Raw genomic sequence first — 18421 nt, 5'->3', positions numbered from 1 at the left:
GTGACCCGGCGGACCGCAGTGACGGCTGGGGCTGCCGCACTGCTGTATGTGGTGTTGTGGATCGGCTACGCGCAGCACTGGTCGTGGTTGACGACGTTCGACTGGTGGCTGCTTGATCCCATGCACGCCGTCGGCGTGGCGCACCCGGCCTGGGTGACGGCCTGGGACGTGTTCTGCACGGTGTTCAGCCCCGGCGTCTTTCGGGCGCTGACTTTGCTCCTGATCGGGTGGCTGTTGCTTCGGGGACGACGGGGGCCGGCGCTGTTTCTGTTCGTCAGTATCGAACTCAGCGGCGTGCTGACCGAGGGCGCCAAGTACATCGCCGACCGCCCCCGGCCGGAAACCGCGCTGGTGCACGCCTGGTCGACGTCGTTTCCGTCCGGGCACGCCTTGGGTGTGCTGGTCAGCGTCCTGGCGTTACTGACGGTGCTGGTTCCGGCGGTGGCCCTGCGGTGGCGGCGACCGCTGGTGCTGGCCGGTGCCGTGCTGGTGGTGGCGATCGGATGGGGGCGGGTGGTCCTCAACGTGCATCACCCGACGGATGTGCTCGCCGGGTGGGCGCTGGGTTACCTCTACTTCGTGCTGTGCCTGCCGTTGCTCACGGTATGGGACGAAAAACCGGCAGCACTCGATACAGCGACGTGAACGTGGCGCGGTCGAACGCGTCGCCGACTTCGCCGTCGCGCGCCACCAGCGTGGCGCCGTCGGCCACCGAGAAGCTGAACTCCGGCGCCTGAATCTCGTGATAGAGCGGGCTGCGTTCGAGACGCCCGAGGGCCAGCGCGGTCAGGATCCGGATGCGCGACCACCGCCGGCCGGTCTCCAAGATGCGGACGTCGATCAGCCCGTCGTCCATTCTGGTGCGACGCGACGGTGCGAACCCCGACGGCAGATACACCGAATTGCCGAGGAAGAACAGCGAGGTCTGCAGGGTCTTGTTGTCGTAGCTGATTTGCACGGGTTCGCCGTGGCGCAGTGTATGCAGCATTGCGTAGACCCCGGCGAGCGGCTTGCCCATCCGCTTCTCCAGCTTCTCGCGGGTCTGGACGAACATCGGGTACGCGCCGATGCTCGCGGTGTTGATCACCATGTGTGCCTCGTTGAGGCACACCAGATCGACGCAGGACACGGTGCCGGTGCGGATGGCCTCGACGGTGTCGGCCACGGTGGGGCAGCCGATGTCCTTGGCGAAGTGGTTGAAGGTTCCGGCCGGGAACACCGCCAGCGGCAGTTTGGCGTCCATCGCGATGCCTGCGGCGGTGGCCACCGTGCCGTCGCCGCCCGCGACGGCGAGCACCTCGGCCCGCTCGGCGGCGGATTTCAGCACCTCGACGGGGTCGTCGTCGGCCTCGAGTTCGATAATTTCGGTGCGCGGCAACGCTTCCCGCACCTCATCGATGACCTCGGCGCCCGTGCCACTGCCCGAGGCCGGGTTGACCACCAGGATCACACCCGCACCGTCGGGACGTTCGGGGGTCTCCACCATGAGGGGTTCGGTGCTGGGCAACTGGGCTTCGACGATCGGCGGGATGAGCTTGCCGCCGATCACGGCGATCGCGGCACCGAGTCCGAAACCGGCGGCCACGTCGCCGGGGTAGTGGGCTCCGGTGGCCACCCGGGACAGCCCGACGAGGCCGGCCAGCAGCGCGAGCGCCAACCCCAGCGGCGGGTTCTCTAGGCCGACGGCCACCGAGAAAGCGGCAGCGCTGGCGGAATGCCCGGACGGCAGCGAGTTGGACGTGGGGAAGCGCTTGATCTGGCGTGGCAGGGGGACCGAAGTGCGGCTGGGACGAGGCCTCTTCCAGACCCGCTTCGCCACCTGATTGGTGAGCAGGCTCGTGACGCCCAGGGTCGCGAGGCCGCGGGCCGCCCCGCGCTGGGCGGTGGGCCGGCCGGTGGCGACCAGCGCGGCCGCGATCGCGAACCAAAGCTTGGAATGATCGGCCGCGCGGGTCAGCGGGGGCATCACCGTGTCCAGCAGCGGCGTAGGGGAATTGGCGATCGCGTCGAACACCTCGCGGTCCAGGGTTCCCAGTCCCTGGGTGATCCGTTGCAGTCCGCGAGTGCGTCGCCAAGGCAGGTTCATCTCGCCCAGACTAATGGAGTTTGCTCAGCGACCGGGATCGTCGTCGGATTTGGTGGTGGTCTTGTCGTTCGGCAGCACGATGCGGCGCGTCGCGACCGTCTTGCCTTCCACCTGCTTGGACACCGTCGGACCGGTGGGTGGCGCCGAGACCCGTCCCTGTACCGGGGCGCCGTTTCGCACCGAGGGAACGGTGACCTTCTTGGTGGCGGTCTTGTCGTCCTTGGCGCCGCCGGCCCCGCCGCCCATCGCGCCCGGCGGCATCATCGGGTAGCCGCCCATGCCGCCCATGTGGCTCGGGACAGATGCGGGCACCGAGGGGGTGACCGCCATCATGGCGGCTCGGCCTGAGGTCGGTGCCGTTGCCCCGGACGGGGTCGCGGCCGGGCCCAGCGTCGACATCGGCACCGTGCCGCCGAAGCCTCCGCCGCCACCACCACCGCCGCCGGCTTCGAGTCCGCCTGCGCCGCCGCCGAACTCGTCGCCCAAGGCAGATGCCTCGAACGCCTCGGCGCCCAGATCCTCGCCGCCGCCCATGGCACCCATGCCTTGCTGCATGAGGCCCTGCATCGACTGCGCGAGCTGCTGAGGCAGTTCGGTCAACGGTTTCAGCGCCCCGCCCAGGGCGCCCGCGATGCCGCCGGCGATCCCGCTGGCCATCTGCGGGATCTGCTCGGCCATCTTGCTGACCTCTTGGAGCTGGGCCTGGGACTGCGCCTCGTTTTCGGGGAACTTGGTCAGCGCTTCCCCTGCCAGGGCCTGGCGTTCGGCATAGGCTGCCTCACCGGCGGCGATGTCCATCGGATCGTCGGCGTTGGCGGCGGTTTGCAGGGCCACCAGCAGTTGCTCGGTCCAGACTGCGGCGGGCCCGATCATGTCCGACGGAATGCCTGGGGGCGGCTCAACGCCCAACGCCTCGAAGTAGGCGTCGCTGTCGAAATCGATCTGGTTGTGGCCGTCGGTCACGGGCGGCCCCCTTCCTGCAGCGCCTGGAACCAGGCGAAGTGGTAGTTCAAGGTGGTGGGCCGTTGCGCGATCAACGCGTCGATGGCGGCCAGGAGTTGCCAGTTGCCAATGGCATTGGCGTCCGTCTCGGGGTACGCCTTGAGCACGGTTTCGGCTGTGGCACTTAGGTGTTGGTGCAGTAGTTCGGTTTCGGTGTCGAGGATGCCGGTGCCGGCGACGCCGGCTTTGGCCAGGGTGTGGGCGAGGCGGGGGAGTCCGTCGCGCCAGTTGGTGGCTTGGGTGAGTTCCCAGTTGATGTCGTCGACGTCGGGGAGGTCGCGGGCCCGTATGGACATGGCGGTGGGGGCGACGTCGTGGTCGTCGGGCAGGTATTGGCCTGGTTTCCAGGTTTCGATGAGGGTGGTGTCGGCGAGCAGGGTTTCGAGGTTGTGGCGCCGTGGTGCGGGGGCGAGAATCTCGACGCCGGTGGGGATTTCGACGTGTGGGGGGATCCAGCCGGCGGCGAGGTCGGTGACCAGGACGGTGCTGCCGTCGTCGCGTTGTCCGATGGCCCAACGCAGTTTTGGTTCTTGGCGGGCGACGGCCTCGACGAGGTTGCGCAGGCGGGTCTTGGCGGCGGCTTCGGCTGACAATGCACCGGTGACCGCACCGGAAGTAGCTGCGGCGGTCGCGGTTTCGGTCATCCCGAGGGGGACTGAGGTTGCGGCCGGGGCCGCGGTGGGAGCTTGGCGCACCACGGCTTGCTGGTTGAAGGCACTGGCGCCGGCGGCCGAGGTCGGGGCGGAGGCCGGGGCTCCTGTTGCGGGGGCGGGGGGTGCGGACGGGACGACGGGAGCTGCGACAGCGGGGCGCAGGTCGGCGCCGTAGGCCGGCAGCGGGCCCGCGGACATGACGGGGGCGGCGGGGGCCATGGTGGCCATCGGCGCCACGGGCGCGTACATGGTTGGGGCGGGTGCCATGGTGCTGGTGGGGGCGTACCCGGTGGAGCCGGCCGCGTGCTGGGCTGCCTCTGCGGTGGCGAAACCCGAACTGGGGGTGGTCGAGGCGGAGAAATCGGCTGGTGTGGTCGTCGGCATGCTGAAGTCCGGGGTGCCGGTCGAGGGCCGAAACGCGGTATCCATGGCGTTCTGGGTCAGCGCCCCCGTGCCTTGCGACATCGGCGCCCCCATGTCCATGCCACGGGTGAAACTGTCCGCCAATTGCTGCGGACCCAACGTGGTCGTGGGGGCGGAGAACGACGGGGCTCCGGCCGTGGATGGGGCGCTTACGCCGGAGGTGGGGAGGGCGGAGTCGACCATTGCTGGGGTGGAGACGGTGGGGGTGGGGGTTGGCGGGGCGGGAATGGCTGTGGGGGTAGTTCCGGGCGCTACGTTTGCTGAAGCAGCTGAATACCCTTGGTCTGGGATCACCTGCGGGGTTGTTGATCCCGGAAGCGATCCGCTTTCTTGGGCCGAACTTGGAGAGTCGCTAAGAGACGCAGTGCGGTCGGCACCGGTAATTCCGCTTGCACTCAGGTCGGAAGGTCGAGTGAAGCCCTGATCCTGTGGCGAGGGATTTCTGATGGCACGTTCGACCAGTGCTCGAACTTGATCCTGGCTGTGGGGTGCAGCTTGGGTGATATCAATCCCATTGTCTGTAGCAAATTCCTCTGGCGATCGATTGTCACCCTGAGCGGTCAGTACCTCCCGTATAGCATTGAAAATCGTGCTGCCGTGACTACTCGCCCTGTGAGCGGCGTATGCTGAATGTTTCTCGAAAGCCGCTGTAATCTCGGCGATCTTCTGAGGTAACGGTCTCTTCGACTGGACGATGCTATTAATTTCTTTGTCGGCCTCTGCACCAATCTGCAACAATTCCGACCGCAGGTCGTTTAGGGCCTGGGCGGCTGAAGTGTGCGCAGCTTTTTTGACACCATTTTTTTGTGAAACAGAGTTTGCAGTTGCTTCGGCGCGCTGGAAGGCGTTTCTAAGAGCATCGGCCGTCGCGCCGCTTAGGTCGGTTAACGTGTTTGAACGGGTAACGCTAAGTCGACCTTCGTAATCCTGAAATAAGGATTCGATGCTGCCGCGGTTGCCGGCCGCGTGTGTCGCCGAAGTAATGGATGACTCACTCGGCAAATACGGTGCAATTATCGCCTGGCCCAAGGAACCTCTACTTCTGCTGATCATTCACATTCCTGTTTAACTAACGCCTCCGCCGTGTCCATCTCTGATGTGATGCCGTCTATTTCCGTTTCGGGCGCATCGGCTAGTCGAGCTAATACAATGTCGTGGAACGATGAGGCCAGTCGGTCGACGGCTGTAGCAAGTTCTGTGGGCGTGGCGGGATGCGCGTGGAGATTGTTTAACGATTTGTCGGCGGCAGCATGAAACGCTAACTGCGACTCCAGTCCTAGTACATATGTCAAAGCGGTGTCCGGGCTATTCTTTATGCCCACGTTTTGTACAGATCTAAAAGCCTTGGTATGGGTTTCGCAAACCGCGTTCTTCGCATCCGCGATCTCTTGCTCACTGAACTGCGGCTCCGATACCCGCGCTTCGGGTTCGGGCATAGGCCTGATCCACGACGCGATGGCCACCACTATTGCGATCACCGCGACCGCGGCAGTCAGGATCAGCGGGAGCCTCGAGGGTCCGTGTTCCGGTGGCGACCCCTGCGGCGGCCAGGGTGCTGCGGCGGGCGGCATGCCTCCATACGGCGGGTTCGACATTCCGTGATCGTAACGCCGATTCTGGCGCTGGCTATTCAGTTGTTGCTGATGCGTGTGTGGCCACCCGGTAGCTGTGAGCGTGGGAGCTATAACACTCCTCCAGACCGCTTCAGATGGGCAAAGAGGCTGTGCTACCGAACCCGAAAACATGGGCGGACGGATAGGCGAGCCGAGGCTATAGGCGCCCGTTCGTTCCACGAACCGGCTTCGGTGTCGAGGATGCCGGTGCCGGCGACCCCGGCTTCGGCCAGGGTGTGGGCGAGTCGGCGGAGGCCGTTGCGCCAGTTGGTGGCTTGGGTGAGGTCCCAGTTGATGACGTCGACGTCGGAGGTCGCGGACCTTATCGACATGGGGTGGGTGCGATGTCGTTGTCGTCGCCGAGTTCGGTGCCCGTTGTCACAGAGAAACTACTCGGCACATGTGAGCGGATGATCATTCGTCCCCATGGACTACTGGCGTTAGTGGGAATCATTCGCATTCCTGGAGCAATGATCAGAACCTGTGGATGAGCCTCGGTGAGGGGGCGTGAAAGTGGGCGCACCTTCCCGAGGATGATCTGAATATCCGAAGGTCCGATCATGAGCCGGCGTTGGCGCGCTGGTTCGGGAAGGTACGCCCATGCTCACCGTAGTTCACGATGCCATCGAGGCCAACGAAAGCACTGGCGGTGCTGGTCGGTCGTTGTTGGACGAGATCGTCCGCGACGGCGCCCGTCAGATGCTGGCCGCCGCGTTGAAGGCTGAGGTCGCCGCCTACGTGGCCCAGTTCGCCGATCAGCTCGATGAGAAGGGGCATCGGCTGGTGGTCCGCAACGGCTATCACCAGGCCCGCGAGGTGCTGACGGCAGCCGGGGCAGTTGAGGTGAAAGCACCGCGAGTCAACGACAAACGCGTCGACCCCGACACCGGTGAACGGAAACGGTTCTCCTCGGCGATCCTGCCGGCCTGGGCACGCAAGTCACCGCAGATGAGCGAAGTGCTGCCGCTGCTGTACCTGCACGGGCTGTCCACCAGCGACTTCACCCCCGCTCTGGAGCAGTTCCTGGGCTCGGGTGCCGGGCTCTCGGCCACCACGATCACCCGGCTGACCAGCCAGTGGCAGGACGAGGCCCGCGCGTTTGCCGCCCGGGACCTGTCGGGCACCGATTACGTCTACCTGTGGGTCGACGGCATCCACCTCAAGGTCCGCCTGGACCAGGAAAAGCTGTGTCTGCTGGTGATGCTCGGCGTGCGCGCGGACGGCCGCAAAGAGCTCGTGGCGATCACCGACGGCTACCGGGAATCGACCGAGTCGTGGGCTGATCTGCTGCGCGACTGTAAACGACGCGGCATGACCGCACCCGTGCTCGCCGTCGGCGATGGCGCACTCGGCTTCTGGAAAGCGGTACGCGAGGTGTTCCCGGCCACCAAAGAACAGCGGTGCTGGTTTCATAAGCAAGCCAATGTGCTTGCCGCCCTGCCGAAATCAGCGCACGCGTCGGCGTTGTCGGCGCTCAAGGAGATCTACAACGCCGAGGATATCGACAAGGCCCAGGTCGCGGTCAAGGCCTTCACGGTCGACTTCGGGGCCAAGTACCCCAAGGCGGTCGCCAAGATCACCGACGATCTGGACACCCTACTGGAGTTCTACCACTATCCCGCCGAGCACTGGATCCACCTACGCACGACAAATCCGATCGAAAGCACCTTTGCCACAGTACGTTTGAGAACCAAGGTCACCAAGGGGCCGGGATCACGTGCGGCTGGTCTGGCCATGGCCTACAAGCTCATCGACGCCGCCGCGGCCCGCTGGCGTGCCGTCAACGCACCACACCTGGTCGCCCTGGTCCGCGCCGGCGCGGTCTTCCACAAGGGCAAACTGCTCGAACGCCCCACCGAAATCACCCCACCGACACCGCCCTCAGACGGCGATCAGCAAGCCGGAACGGAGGTCGCCTGAAACACGCCGATCCACAGGTATTGACAATTCCTCGCATTCCTGCCGAACGGAACTTTCAGCAGAGTTCATCTTTGCCTTTATAGGTTCGACTTCAGATTCCGAAACGTCAGCCAAACGAGCTAGCACCATGTCTTGGTAGGATAGCGACAGTCGGCTTAAAACTTCTGCTAGCTGACGGGGCGTTGCAGGATGATTCCGTAAGTGCGATTGAATGTAATCTGCCGAAGCGTCGAAAACTACCTGCGATTCTAAATTCAGCACGTACGTTAAGGTGTCGTCCTGGCTATTCTTAGAGGCGACGTTTCGGATCGCAGCGTAGCTTGCACGCCAGGCATCGCACATAGCCTCTTCAGCATCCGCGATTTCTTGCTGGCTGAACTGTGCGTCCGGCGGTGGTGCGTCAGGCCCGGAGGTCGCCGGAGCCACCCCACGATCGCTATGCCGAGCCACAAGCGCAATCACCCGTAGGGATGATCATCAGAAGGCGCGACTGTCGCTGTCCTAAGGGGGCCTGGATAGGCCAGGGCGGGGGAATCGCTGGCGGGCCCCAGTCGTTGGATAAAAGACGACATGAGCGTAACGCCGATTCTCACTGTGGCTATTCAGCATTTAAGTACGGGGCGCATGACCTACCGCTGGAAGCGATCCGTGCGGCCAGGACCTGTTACTGCTGATGTGGATGTGCCAGCTACTCGTGTTGCACGCGCCATTCCGTCGTCGCTGACCCCGGCTTTATCCGGACTCCCCCTGACGCTCGCGGCAGAGTCATGCGCCTAAGTCGACGACTGTTGTACACCCGAAACGGATGGGAAACTATCAAATCAGTTGCATGCAGAATGGAGGCGCGCGTCCGCGGCGTCCATTTGAGCATTGGAGAGCTCGAATTCTGATTGGTGTGCATTTCCCAATTGGGAGATGGCAGTGAAGTAGTACGCTGAAGCAAGTTGCTTTACGTCTTCTCTCAGGTCTAGAGGAGTTGCGGGATTATCTCTAAGCGTGTCTGTCAGATAGTCGGCAGAGGCATGAAAAGCAAGCCTGGTGTTGACTGCAACAAAATAGGCGTGACTAGGATCGGCATCGGATTGCTCACCGGTGGCACGTATAGCTCTATATGTTTTATCCCACGCTTCACACATGGCGTCCTTCGCGTCCGCAATCTCCTGCTCACTGAACTGCGGTTCCGCGACCTGCGCCTCGGGTTCGGGCATAGGCCGAAACCACGACGCGATGGCCACCACTATCGCGATCACCGCGACCGCTGCCGTCAGGATCAGCGGGAGCCTCGAGGGTCCCCGGCCCGGTGGCGGACCCTGCGGCGGCCAGGGTGCTGCGGCGGGCGGCATGCCTCCATACGGCGGGTTCGACATTCCGTGATCGTAACGCCGATTCTGGCGCTGGCTATTCAGTGATTCGAACTTGCAGGCCGTTGAGCAGCGAGGGACCCGATTCCCGATAAGCCGTGGCTCATTAGGAAGCGCTAACCACCCGGTACGCACTGGACGCGAATCCGTTTCTCAACGGTGACGTGGCGCGGCAACGATGGTCCGTGTGCGCCGACTGCTGAGTGTGCTGACTACGGCTGCCTGCCTGGCGCTACTCACCGCGCCGGCAAGCAGCGCGGATTTCACCCCATGGTTCGCCAAGAGTGTCGGCACCGCCACCCAGGTGCTGGCAGTAACCGGGGTGGGAGGATCGGACGCGAAGGTGGACGTCTGGCAGCGCACCCCCGCCGGCTGGCAGCCGGTATCCGCCGGCATCCCGGCGAAGATCGGCTCCAAAGGGATGTCGAAGGATCACTTCGACGGTTCGATGATGACGCCGATGGGTGTCTACAGCCTCGACTTCGCGTTCGGCACCGAACCGAACCCAGGTGGCGGCCTTCAATACGTTCAGGTGACACCGGATCACTGGTGGGATGGGGATATGAAGAGCCCCACCTACAACACGATGCAGATCTGCAAGAAGGCGCAGTGTTCGTTCAGTACCAACCTGAGTAGCGGCACGGAGAACCTGCACATCCCGCAGTACAAGCACGCGGTCGTGATGGGTGTGAACAAGGAGCGGATCCCGGGCAAGGGTGGTGCGTTCTTCGTTCACACCACCGACGGCGGGCCCACGGCGGGTTGTGTTGGCATCGACGACGGCACGTTGGTTCAGATCATGCGGTGGCTGCGGCCTGGTGCGGTGATTGCGGTCGCCAAGCAGTAAGGGCTTTCAACGTCTGAGGGACTGCCCCGAGTCAACCAAACTCGGGGCAGTCCCTGATGTCGTCCACTGCCCGAATAATGCTGGGAAGGCTAAATGAGGCGACGTGTCTCCGGCACAAGCTGCCAAAACCTGGTGTGCGGCCCCATGGGATGCCGTGGAGCGCCCGGGCTCACTGCCAGCCAACCAGGTGCGCGCGGAGGTGTCTGTCTCGAAAGGCGGAGGGTACGTCGGCCGGCCCGTGGGCGGGCGTCGGGAAGCTGCGGCAGCCCGTTGAGGGTTTGCTAGGGTTGTCCGAATCGAGGGGGGTGTGGTGCTTGATTCCGGAAATTTGGCCTACTTAGCCGGTAGCGTGCTCGGTGCCTTCGCAATTCCGGTGGTGGGTCTGGGGTTGCTGCTATTTGGGTTGCGTCAGCGTCGCAACCATCGCTCAACGGGGACTGCGTGGGCGGCGATCGGCGCAGTCGTGTGCGGCCTCGGACTCCTCTTGGCCCTGAGCTCTTGGACTGCACGCCTTGGTGATTCAGATCGCATGCCGCGGGCAACGCCGTTAAGGGTCGGCGAGTGCATTCTCGACAGCGACTTCCAGCCGGCCAACAGAGCCGCGACCGGTGTGGACTGTTCAGCTAAGCGTGCACGCTACGAGTTGGCCTACGAGGGCTTACCCGACGACACATGTCCGGACGGGAAGGGGAAGGACACGTCGTACTCCCGAATGATAGCCAACTCTGGGATTCGGTGTTTCGTTCCGAATCTATTTGAGGGGGAGTGCTACCGGTCGGAAGGCAGCGTGAGGGAGATGTTGCTGGCGTATTGCGATGAACCGTCAGAGTCGGTGCAGGTGCTGCGAAGGGTGGATGGGACAGCCGATCCGGCATTGTGCAAAGACGGAATTGCGTGGGCGTTCCCGGTTCCGGCACGGACGTACTGCATGGCGTCTAGGCCTCGTTGATAGCCTGCATTTCAGCTTGCCTAGGCTTGGGTCGACCGGCAAGATTAAGCGGATCTCGGCTAACGCTCGATGGGCGCGTATGCGCTGGATCGTCACGCGGATTGACACCGGCCTGCTGGCGGTGCGGCCCGAGGGGACGCTTCTATTACTGCCGACGACACCCCTGCCTTCCGCCGGAAGCGCCCGAGCAACCGCAGGCGCTGGGCGGCGCGCCGCCAACTCTTCGCCGTGCCTGGTGATGCCAATCCCAACTGCGTTAGGCGCTCGATGACCGCCCGCCGCTCAACTCTCGGTCCACCTCGACGATCCATCGCGGCGATAGCGTTCGCCGGTAGGTGCCGGCGGCGCCTGGCACGGTTGCTGGCCGTATAGAACAACTCGCGCACGTCGCCAGCCTCCCGTCGCTCGACGTCGGCGATATCTAACGTCAAGTCACATGTTTCGGGGATCGACACCGGGCGGGCTTGCGGCATGACCGCCGGGATGGACGGCTTCTATTGCGGCCGTGTGCCCGTGTTCCATCTCGGAGAAAGTCTGGGCACAGCGATGCAGTGCGTCAGCATGTGCGCCCAGCCGCGTCAGTAGCGCGTTCGTGCTGGTGACCCAGGCTTCTGAACGGGTCGCCGGCGCGGCAGACGACAATCCGGGCCACCCACCGGACGCGGATTCCACCCGAGCGTCCGCAACCGTGTGCGCAGTCGCCAACTCCTCGCCGTGCTTGGTGACCGCCAACCCGGACTGCGTCAGGTGCTCGATAACCGCGCGAAGTTCGCCACCCGGTCCGTCCCCCACATCCATGCGCAAATGTCTAACAGCAAACTGCAGCGCGTGGCTAGTCACTCGTACGTTGCATTGCAGTGACGGGGTCATCATTCGTTGCGATGGCTACCTATCGGCTGTCACTGACTGTCTCTGCCTCGGTGAATTGTGGACATCAGGTTTGCTGGTTAGCTTTACACGGTGCGACGTGAGACCGGTTACCAGACGAGCTCCGGGTGGTCTCGATGACGAATCCCGACGAGGTGATCGATGTCGACACAGAGGCGTTGCGGGCAGCCGCTGAGTCGTTGGCTGCTGGTGCACAGCATCTGCAGGAGGGACTGAAGAAGCTCGACGCCGAGGTGCTCGAGATGTTGGCTACCTGGACCGGCGTGGCGGGCGGCTCGTACCGGCCAGCGTGGCAGCAATGGCATTCCGGTGCGACGCAGGTGCAGGCGGCGTTGACAAGAATCGCTGGATGGCTCGATGCGGGCGGGTTGATGTTCGAATCCAACGAGGACGCTTCGGCACAAGCACTCAACGGAGTGCACGGTGGCTGAACCGTTCGGGGTCGACCTGGACAGAATGATGGCCGTCGTCGAACGGATGGCGGACTACCAGCGCGTCGTCGAATCCATGCTCGGCGAAGTCGAAACAGTCGTCAGCAATCTGCATCGGAATTGGGACGGTGCAGCGAGCCGCACTCACACAGAAGCGCACGAGCAGTGGCGGTCCGGGGCCGAGATGATGAGTCAGGCATTGGACCAATTGCAACGGGCCGGTCGTCATGCGCACGAGGCGTATTCCGCTGCGATCGAGTCGAACGGGAAGATCTGGGCCTGAAACCATGGTTGGCCCGTATCCTGACCGGGACCGGCCGGCGTGACTGAACCGCTGGTGGTCGATCCCGCGTCGCTGTCTGGAGCTGGAGCGGCGGTGGCATCCACCGGCGACGGATTAGTGGCTGCGCTGTCCACGCTGACTGCCGCATACAACGCTGACACGGGTCAGGATTCTGCGGGTGCGGCGTTTGGGTACGCATATCAGGAGTCGGGTTTGGAGATAGTGACGGCTGTGGCGGCGGGGGTCAATGCGCTGCGCACGACCGGCTACCTGGTGCAAGTAACAGCCGCCAACTACTCGATGGCCGAAGTCGCGGCCGATATTGGTCGCCGGGCTTCGCCGTTGCCAGCTCCCGCAGCGCCAACGGAATATCCGACTCCCGGCGGTGATCCGGACGTTAACGGACCCGGTACATCACCGCCGGTGCTTTGGTACCTGGTGCAAGCCGTCGTGGGAAACGTGTGGCCGAACGGCAAACCCGCCGAACTGCGCGCAGCCGCAGGGGCTTGGCGGCAGTTGGCCGAGCCGTTATCAGGGCTCGCAACTAGCGTCTCTGGGCCTACCAACACAATTGGTGCGCAACAGGTCCCTGAACGAGAAGCAATGCGCGGGGCGGTAGCCGACATCGGGTCGGCCATGTCAACTCTGGCTGGGCATAGCCAATCCTTGGCAGATGAGCTCGACGGGTTCGCCGATGACGTACAAACGACGCAGAACGCGGTTCGCCGACTCCTCGACACGCTCAAGTCGGTCGTGGGTTCGGTGGTTGACAAGGGCATCCTCGGAACGGTTTTCGAGCTGGTAACCGGCGACGCCGACGACAAGATCCGCGAGGTTGCCGCCGACATCAAGGTCGTCATCAACAACCACAAACGTCAGGCTGATGCGCGAAAAGAGCTCGTCGCACGCCTGAAGGAAGGCATCAAGTCCACCAGCCGTGAGCTGCAGGTAGCTGCCCGCAAAGAACTCGTCGAACATCTTGGATCCACCGCCGGTAACCACATCGCCAACATGTTGGACGCACGGACCGACTACCAACTGGGATTGTCCGCGATGGGCCCATTGAATTTGGTGGAGGGGTTACTGGCGTTCGATCCCGCGGACCCGAAAGGCGCCTTAGAGTCTCTGAACGGGATGGCCGAGGCGGCGATGTTGTTCAATCCCGCCACGGCCCTTCCGACCATCGCGATGGATCCTCAAGGCAGCTGGGAAACGCTCAAGGGGATCGTGCATGCCGACGACATCTTCACCTCCGATCGACCGTTTCTGGGTGTCGGTGCGTTGGGCTTTGATGCTGCCACCGCTCTAGTTCCGGGCGGAGCCGCCACCAAAGCGGGCAGCGTGGCCAAGGTCGGCGACGACGTGGCTCAAGCCGGACGTGCGGGTCGCCACGGAGAGGGTCCTGTCGAAGGTCTTCCTGAAATCTCAAGAAATACAGCCGAATTAGGAGATATTCGGCGCTCCGCCGAGAACATCTCAGACCGCTTGGACGATCTCGGGGGAACGCCTGTAGAGCTGCCACCCGCGTCTGGGAAACCGGTACCGGGACCGCAGCTTTCCGAGCCATCAACGCCGCCGGTGGCACGGGGTGGAGCCCCGACGTCCCCTGCGACTCCTGCGCCGGGGGTGGCCACGGCGGCGCAGGTGGATGTGCCGCCGAGTGGCGGGCCCGAAGGGGGAGCGCGGACCGAGGCTGCCGCGCCAGCGCCTCGCGGGGAGGTGTCTGTATCGCCAGTTCCTGAATCGGGGCCGACACAGAAGGGTGCGGCCCCGGGAGGGCCCGCCGTCGATGCGGGTTCCGCGGGATCCCACAACGCGGACTCTTCTGTCGGTGGGCAGCAGCATATTCCATCAGGTGGGGCGGCGCCTGCTGGCAGTGAGGTGCCTAGCGGGGGTGGAGCTAGTCCTACTTTGCCGGATAGCGGCTTATCTGGATCAGGGGACGGCGACCGCGGTCCAGACCGCTCGGGCAGTCGCGACCACGGTGAATCGGGATCGGGCGGGCCTGGCCTGGGCCGTGATTTAGAAGACATTCGAAACTCTTCACCAGCGCCAGGGCGCGACTACGGCTTCGCCCCGTCGGAAGCATTCGCACACGTATCCAGTCCTGCCGACGAAATTGCCCGACTCAACGATGGCGGCGTTCCTTCAAATGTGACGGACGGCTATGACCCGTTGGCGGGAAGGACCGTCGACCAGTTCGAACGTGAGTTCACGGTCCTCAAGGAGGACGGCACCCGCCGATGGGACTGGACCACTCAAGCGCCCAACCAGGGATTTGCCGGACCCCCGATGGTCACGGATCACGTCCCCCAAGGTCACTCACTTGACCGACTAGGCTTTGAGAAAGGCGCCTTCATGGCAGACGAAGGTGCGCCACTGAGTACCCGTGGCATGCCACCAGGAGTCGCGAGTGATTACCACCGGTATGTCGGAACGGGCCAGCCCATACCCCCTGACCTGAACGCGGAGATCCGTTATGGACCAGCGGTAGGCGCGTTTGGGCAACCTGGCGGAGCCATCCAGTGGGTAGCGGTCTATAAGGACACCATGTTCGAAGTGCCCGTCGAAGTACTGGTAAGAAGCGGCGTCGTCGACGAGATCCCAACCCGATAGAGCTCATATTCATACAGGGAGGCAGCAGCGTGACTTCAACAGGTAGAGGTATTGGCGATGGCTTCACCGAGCTAGCTCGCCGCTATGAAAAGTGGAGGCAGATAGCCGCCTATGCCGGTTACATCGTCCCAGACGAGCCCGCACGGGAAGGTGACCGGCTGAACTTTCGCTACGGATACCCAAATGAAGGTTGGACCGGACGCACAATTGCACCCCGCGGTACCGGGTTTGACGTTTATTCGGCTACAACTGAGCGTCGCGTAGACCCTGCAGTGCGATTAGAGGCTCACTTCTCCCGCTTCGAGGACGCAGGGAAGTTCATTCTGTGGAACAACGCGGAAGGAATCCGCATGCACTGTGGATTACCGCCCGTTACTCGGGCATGGCGAACGGCGGGACTGAATCCTGGTGTGGAAAAGCGCGATTTGACGGACGGTCTAGCGCGGTACGCACTAAAAAATAACCCTGCAATCTATTTGGATGCGTACGCCGGCGGGATAAAACCCGAGAATCACCTGTTAGTGCTAAGTTACGACGACCTTGATGCCGTTCTTCTCGCCGGAATGCCAGAGTCTGTAACACGTCATATCTAGCTGCTGTCGCAGCGATGAAGTGCAGCTAGTTCTGCACCGCCGATCATTAGGGCTAGACTCTCAATTAATTGAGGTCTTACCGCACGAAGCGGATTTGGCGCACGTAGGTCAACGCTTTCCACTCGACAAAGGGTTTGTTAGAGAACACTTAAAAATAATCGATTTGGACAAAGATTCTTCGCGGTATGCTGTTGGCTTTCCTGGCGTAATCCCATACTGGAATATAATGCCGCGATCGTATCCTGAGCTAGATCTCGCCATCCGTGGAAGCGCAGCTTCTGACCCGAGGAGAACATTGAAAAATCGGTTCGAGAAGGTCTATTTCTCGGCTGAACACCGGTACGTCCTCGGGATCGATCGGAAGACCGATGGTTACTACCTTGCCATACCGGTAACCAACGGACTCGTGGATTACGACGAGCTGTACTTGCTTTCGGAAGAGCGGTACCGGCGGTACCTCGAGGATGTATCCGCGGCGGTAGCGTTCGCCGAGAGGTGCCGGCGACGTGAATGCGATGACCTGCTGATCTATGCGCCGGGGAGCAACCGCGGCATTCCTATGTAAGGCATTGCGCACCAGCAACTCCCGGATACTTCGGATCCGCCGCGGGGGAGTGCGTTGAACTGCTTTGTGGCCCGCCAGGGGCGATGCGAAGAATCGCCAACGCGACTTGTGCTTCACCGGCCAACACTCACCCAATCACCAACACTCCAACCGCAAGTCCGGGCAGTGCCAGCAGGGAACACATCGCGCCGTAGAAGAACGACCGCGTCCGCTCCCACAGCATCCCGGCCGAGGTGAGCAACACGAAGAAGGCGATTCCGACAAGCAGTCCGTAGGCGAACATAATCGCCGGGCCGATCCCGACCAGGAGCCCCGCCGCCTGCCAGGCCCAATCTCGATGGCGGGTTTTCACAGTAGGTCCCCAGCGCTTGCTCCGAGGATCACGGCCGCCACGCTGACCACTATCAGGCTGGTCGCGATTGCCGCGGCCCACCAAGGCGGTGACTGTTTCCGCCGCCACCAGTAGGTGATGCCACCCGACCCGCGGCGGCGAACCCAATGGCGAAGGGCCATATCCACAACCAGCCGTACTGCGAGACTGCGACCAGCACGGCTCCCAGACCCCCGCCGACCACGGCCACGGCCGGCGCAAACTTGAGGTCAATGCCGGGGCTCGCGACCATCGCTAATCCAGCGCCGCACCAGGCGTGAGCTTGAAATCCAGCCCCTTGAGCGACATCGTCGCCTCGTAGGTCCGCTCGTATCCGGTGGCGCAGATCTTCCAACCGTCGGGGGTACGGCGGTAGCGGTCGTGGTAGAACGCCGCACCGATCAACATGAAATCGAAGTCGGCGACAATCACGCGGTCTTGCAGGTACCAGATCCCGGACGCCTCGTCCCCGTCGATGGTGATCTCGGGGTGCGTGACGCGGTGCTCGCTGATCACGTTGGTCGGCAGCGAGTTCCGCATGAACCCCACCAGCGAGTCGCGGTCGGTGAATTGGTGCTTCTCACCCAGCGACGAGCCGTAGTCGCCGGCGATGTCCTCGGTCAAGGTGGTCGCGAACTCGTCCCACTTCTTGGTGTCCAGTGCCCGTAGGTATCGATACTTGACTGCCTTGATGTCCGCGAGATCGCTCATGGCACCATTGCAGCACAACGTGCGGGAGCGCCATCACGTATTTGCCAACAGTGCGGTTCGAGCCGTGCCGAGGTGGGTTTCCAGGAGCGCCTCGCGCCAGGCCCACCAGGTGCCGGCCGTCGCATCCAGGCTCGGCGTCATCTCGCCGTCGTTGGTTCCGCTGAGGGCCAGCACGTAGTGCCACTGCCCCGACTTGTTCACCAGCCCAAACTCATTCGGCGCGTCCAACGGACTCAGCATGAAGTCGACGCCGCCCTCGCTGGCGGACCAGCACACCTGAAACTTGCAGTCCTCGCCGCGGTAATAGACGGCCCAGGCGGGTCGCTCACCGTACTGAATTGCTTCGTCGACGCCGTCGGGTTCGAAGCCGAGTTGGGAAAGCAGTGGCCCTACGTACCGATCCACGTCGTCATAACCTGCCACTACCAACCGCCTTAATCGAGATGTCCGCTGTCGGCGTCATCGCCGAGGTGCTTCTGCCCAAGGTACTGCGTGACCATGTCGACCAGCGTGGCGCGTTCACGCTGCCAATCGACGGGCCGCCCCACGATCATGTCGGCGAGTACCATGCCGCGCAGCGCAGACCAGATGACTTCTGAGACCAGATGATCGGCGGGATTCTCGGAGATCAGCCGACCCAATGCGCTGATTGCGTCGTTCATCTCCAGCAGGTGCCGACGCGACGAGTCGCCGAGGCGCCCGCGGGTGGCCTGCAGGATCTCGAACGCGGCCATGGAGGTGGGGCTGCGGTAGCACTGCCACGCGATGTCGACGACGGTTTCGATGCGCTCGGCCAACGGCAACCCGCTGACGTCGGCGGTCGACAGGCTTTCGATCAGCTTGGCGACGCCGTCGTCGACCACGGCCATGAGCAGTCCATTGCGATCACCGAAGTGATACTGGATGACGCCCCAGGTCACGCCGGCGCGTTCGGCGACGTGTTTGGCGGTGGCTGCGGTGAATCCCTCCTCGACCACGCAGCGCGCGGTCTCGTCGATGATCTTGGCCCGGGTTTCATCGCCGCGCTTGCGGGGCGCGGTGGTCCGCCGGGTCGGCGAGGTGCGGGCTGCAGATGTCATTGTTGACTTTATAACATTGTTGACTCTATGT

Annotated in this window: 20 protein-coding genes; 9 read left to right on the top strand and 11 right to left on the bottom strand. The window is 63.3% G+C overall.

The genetic code is table 11. The features are described 5' to 3' along the window. The first annotated feature begins 18 nt into the window (after window positions 1–18). Window positions 19–645, top strand: coding sequence for a phosphatase PAP2 family protein (locus tag RCP80_RS21205; protein ID WP_308479547.1), 627 nt, complete (start codon window positions 19–21; stop codon window positions 643–645). Here RCP80_RS21205 and RCP80_RS21200 read toward each other — a convergent pair. From RCP80_RS21200 to RCP80_RS21180, 5 genes are all read right to left on the bottom strand, one after another. Beyond that, window positions 599–2086: a bifunctional phosphatase PAP2/diacylglycerol kinase family protein gene (locus RCP80_RS21200; RefSeq protein WP_308479546.1), complete on the bottom strand. Its 1488-nt coding sequence runs from the start codon at window positions 2084–2086 to the stop codon at window positions 599–601. The two genes, RCP80_RS21205 and RCP80_RS21200, sit on opposite strands and share 47 nt — an antisense overlap. Before the next feature lie 24 nt (window positions 2087–2110). Beyond that, window positions 2111–3049 (bottom strand): hypothetical protein, encoded by a 939-nt coding sequence (locus tag RCP80_RS21195; protein WP_308479545.1) that lies wholly within the window; start codon window positions 3047–3049, stop codon window positions 2111–2113. Continuing rightward, entirely contained in the window at window positions 3046–4347 is a 1302-nt protein-coding gene (locus RCP80_RS21190; protein ID WP_308479544.1) for a DUF5631 domain-containing protein, read from the bottom strand. The genes RCP80_RS21195 and RCP80_RS21190 overlap by 4 nt, the downstream gene beginning before the upstream one ends. An 866-nt stretch (window positions 4348–5213) precedes the next feature. Further along, window positions 5214–5759: a hypothetical protein gene (locus RCP80_RS21185; RefSeq protein WP_308479543.1), complete on the bottom strand. Its 546-nt coding sequence runs from the start codon at window positions 5757–5759 to the stop codon at window positions 5214–5216. A gap of 131 nt (window positions 5760–5890) precedes the next feature. Then, window positions 5891–6109, bottom strand: a complete 219-nt coding sequence (locus tag RCP80_RS21180; RefSeq protein WP_308479542.1) for a DUF5631 domain-containing protein — start codon at window positions 6107–6109, stop codon at window positions 5891–5893. A 268-nt stretch (window positions 6110–6377) separates the two neighbouring features. Between RCP80_RS21180 and RCP80_RS21175 the strand changes: the two genes are divergently transcribed. After that, the gene (locus tag RCP80_RS21175; RefSeq protein ID WP_064961518.1) at window positions 6378–7697 is read left to right on the top strand and encodes an IS256 family transposase; all 1320 of its coding nucleotides are present in this window, start codon (window positions 6378–6380) and stop codon (window positions 7695–7697) included. Here RCP80_RS21175 and RCP80_RS21170 read toward each other — a convergent pair. Beyond that, window positions 7659–8123 carry a hypothetical protein gene (locus RCP80_RS21170; protein WP_308479541.1) on the bottom strand — a complete coding sequence of 155 codons (465 nt, stop codon included), beginning with the start codon at window positions 8121–8123 and terminating at the stop codon, window positions 7659–7661. The genes RCP80_RS21175 and RCP80_RS21170 overlap by 39 nt on opposite strands. Window positions 8124–8518: 395 nt before the next feature. After that, window positions 8519–8905, bottom strand: a complete 387-nt coding sequence (locus RCP80_RS21165; protein ID WP_308479540.1) for a hypothetical protein — start codon at window positions 8903–8905, stop codon at window positions 8519–8521. Between the two features lie 19 nt (window positions 8906–8924). Between RCP80_RS21165 and RCP80_RS21160 the strand changes: the two genes are divergently transcribed. The 7 genes from RCP80_RS21160 (at window position 8925) to RCP80_RS21130 (ending at window position 16230) form a co-directional block, all read left to right on the top strand. Continuing rightward, complete coding sequence (locus RCP80_RS21160) at window positions 8925–9071, top strand: hypothetical protein (protein WP_308479539.1); 147 nt, start codon at window positions 8925–8927, stop codon at window positions 9069–9071. 174 nt (window positions 9072–9245) lie between these two features. Then, the gene (locus RCP80_RS21155; protein ID WP_308479538.1) at window positions 9246–9905 is read left to right on the top strand and encodes a L,D-transpeptidase family protein; all 660 of its coding nucleotides are present in this window, start codon (window positions 9246–9248) and stop codon (window positions 9903–9905) included. 1953 nt (window positions 9906–11858) lie between these two features. Further along, on the top strand, window positions 11859–12173 hold the full coding sequence (locus RCP80_RS21150; RefSeq protein WP_308479537.1) for a WXG100 family type VII secretion target: 315 nt from the start codon (window positions 11859–11861) through the stop codon (window positions 12171–12173). Next, window positions 12166–12456, top strand: a complete 291-nt coding sequence (locus RCP80_RS21145) for a WXG100 family type VII secretion target (RefSeq protein WP_308479536.1) — start codon at window positions 12166–12168, stop codon at window positions 12454–12456. Before RCP80_RS21150 ends, RCP80_RS21145 begins: the two co-directional genes overlap by 8 nt. Before the next feature lie 39 nt (window positions 12457–12495). Next, the gene (locus RCP80_RS21140; protein WP_308479535.1) at window positions 12496–15072 is read left to right on the top strand and encodes a glycohydrolase toxin TNT-related protein; all 2577 of its coding nucleotides are present in this window, start codon (window positions 12496–12498) and stop codon (window positions 15070–15072) included. Between the two features lie 29 nt (window positions 15073–15101). Then, complete coding sequence (locus tag RCP80_RS21135) at window positions 15102–15665, top strand: hypothetical protein (RefSeq protein WP_308479534.1); 564 nt, start codon at window positions 15102–15104, stop codon at window positions 15663–15665. A gap of 295 nt (window positions 15666–15960) precedes the next feature. Then, window positions 15961–16230: a hypothetical protein gene (locus tag RCP80_RS21130; protein ID WP_308482966.1), complete on the top strand. Its 270-nt coding sequence runs from the start codon at window positions 15961–15963 to the stop codon at window positions 16228–16230. A 127-nt stretch (window positions 16231–16357) separates the two neighbouring features. Here the strand turns inward: RCP80_RS21130 and RCP80_RS21125 are convergent, their stop codons facing one another. From RCP80_RS21125 to RCP80_RS21110, 4 genes are all read right to left on the bottom strand, one after another. Further along, complete coding sequence (locus RCP80_RS21125) at window positions 16358–16582, bottom strand: hypothetical protein (protein ID WP_308479533.1); 225 nt, start codon at window positions 16580–16582, stop codon at window positions 16358–16360. A 273-nt stretch (window positions 16583–16855) separates the two neighbouring features. Beyond that, on the bottom strand, window positions 16856–17311 hold the full coding sequence (locus RCP80_RS21120; RefSeq protein WP_308479532.1) for a nuclear transport factor 2 family protein: 456 nt from the start codon (window positions 17309–17311) through the stop codon (window positions 16856–16858). Window positions 17312–17344: 33 nt separating this feature from the next. Continuing rightward, entirely contained in the window at window positions 17345–17716 is a 372-nt protein-coding gene (locus RCP80_RS21115; RefSeq protein ID WP_308479531.1) for a hypothetical protein, read from the bottom strand. A gap of 29 nt (window positions 17717–17745) precedes the next feature. Then, complete coding sequence (locus RCP80_RS21110; RefSeq protein WP_308479530.1) at window positions 17746–18390, bottom strand: TetR/AcrR family transcriptional regulator; 645 nt, start codon at window positions 18388–18390, stop codon at window positions 17746–17748. Between the last annotated feature and the right edge of the window lie 31 nt (window positions 18391–18421).

This window comes from Mycolicibacterium sp. MU0053, assembly GCF_963378095.1.
GTDB classification, from domain to species: Bacteria; Actinomycetota; Actinomycetes; order Mycobacteriales; family Mycobacteriaceae; genus Mycobacterium; species Mycobacterium burgundiense.
The sequence above is the reverse complement of the archived record's forward strand: the minus strand, read 5'-3'. Positions and strand labels throughout refer to the sequence as shown.

Coding starts and splice junctions, on each gene's coding strand:
- RCP80_RS21150 (WP_308479537.1), top strand. CDS start 11,859: ATGACGAATCCCGACGAGGTGATCGATGTCGACACAGAGGCGTTGCGG.
- RCP80_RS21200 (WP_308479546.1), bottom strand. CDS start 2,086: ATGAACCTGCCTTGGCGACGCACTCGCGGACTGCAACGGATCACCCAG.
- RCP80_RS21110 (WP_308479530.1), bottom strand. CDS start 18,390: ATGACATCTGCAGCCCGCACCTCGCCGACCCGGCGGACCACCGCGCCC.
- RCP80_RS21185 (WP_308479543.1), bottom strand. CDS start 5,759: ATGTCGAACCCGCCGTATGGAGGCATGCCGCCCGCCGCAGCACCCTGG.
- RCP80_RS21160 (WP_308479539.1), top strand. CDS start 8,925: ATGGCCACCACTATCGCGATCACCGCGACCGCTGCCGTCAGGATCAGC.
- RCP80_RS21190 (WP_308479544.1), bottom strand. CDS start 4,347: ATGGTCGACTCCGCCCTCCCCACCTCCGGCGTAAGCGCCCCATCCACG.
- RCP80_RS21175 (WP_064961518.1), top strand. CDS start 6,378: ATGCTCACCGTAGTTCACGATGCCATCGAGGCCAACGAAAGCACTGGC.
- RCP80_RS21120 (WP_308479532.1), bottom strand. CDS start 17,311: ATGAGCGATCTCGCGGACATCAAGGCAGTCAAGTATCGATACCTACGG.
- RCP80_RS21165 (WP_308479540.1), bottom strand. CDS start 8,905: ATGCCCGAACCCGAGGCGCAGGTCGCGGAACCGCAGTTCAGTGAGCAG.
- RCP80_RS21180 (WP_308479542.1), bottom strand. CDS start 6,109: ATGTCGATAAGGTCCGCGACCTCCGACGTCGACGTCATCAACTGGGAC.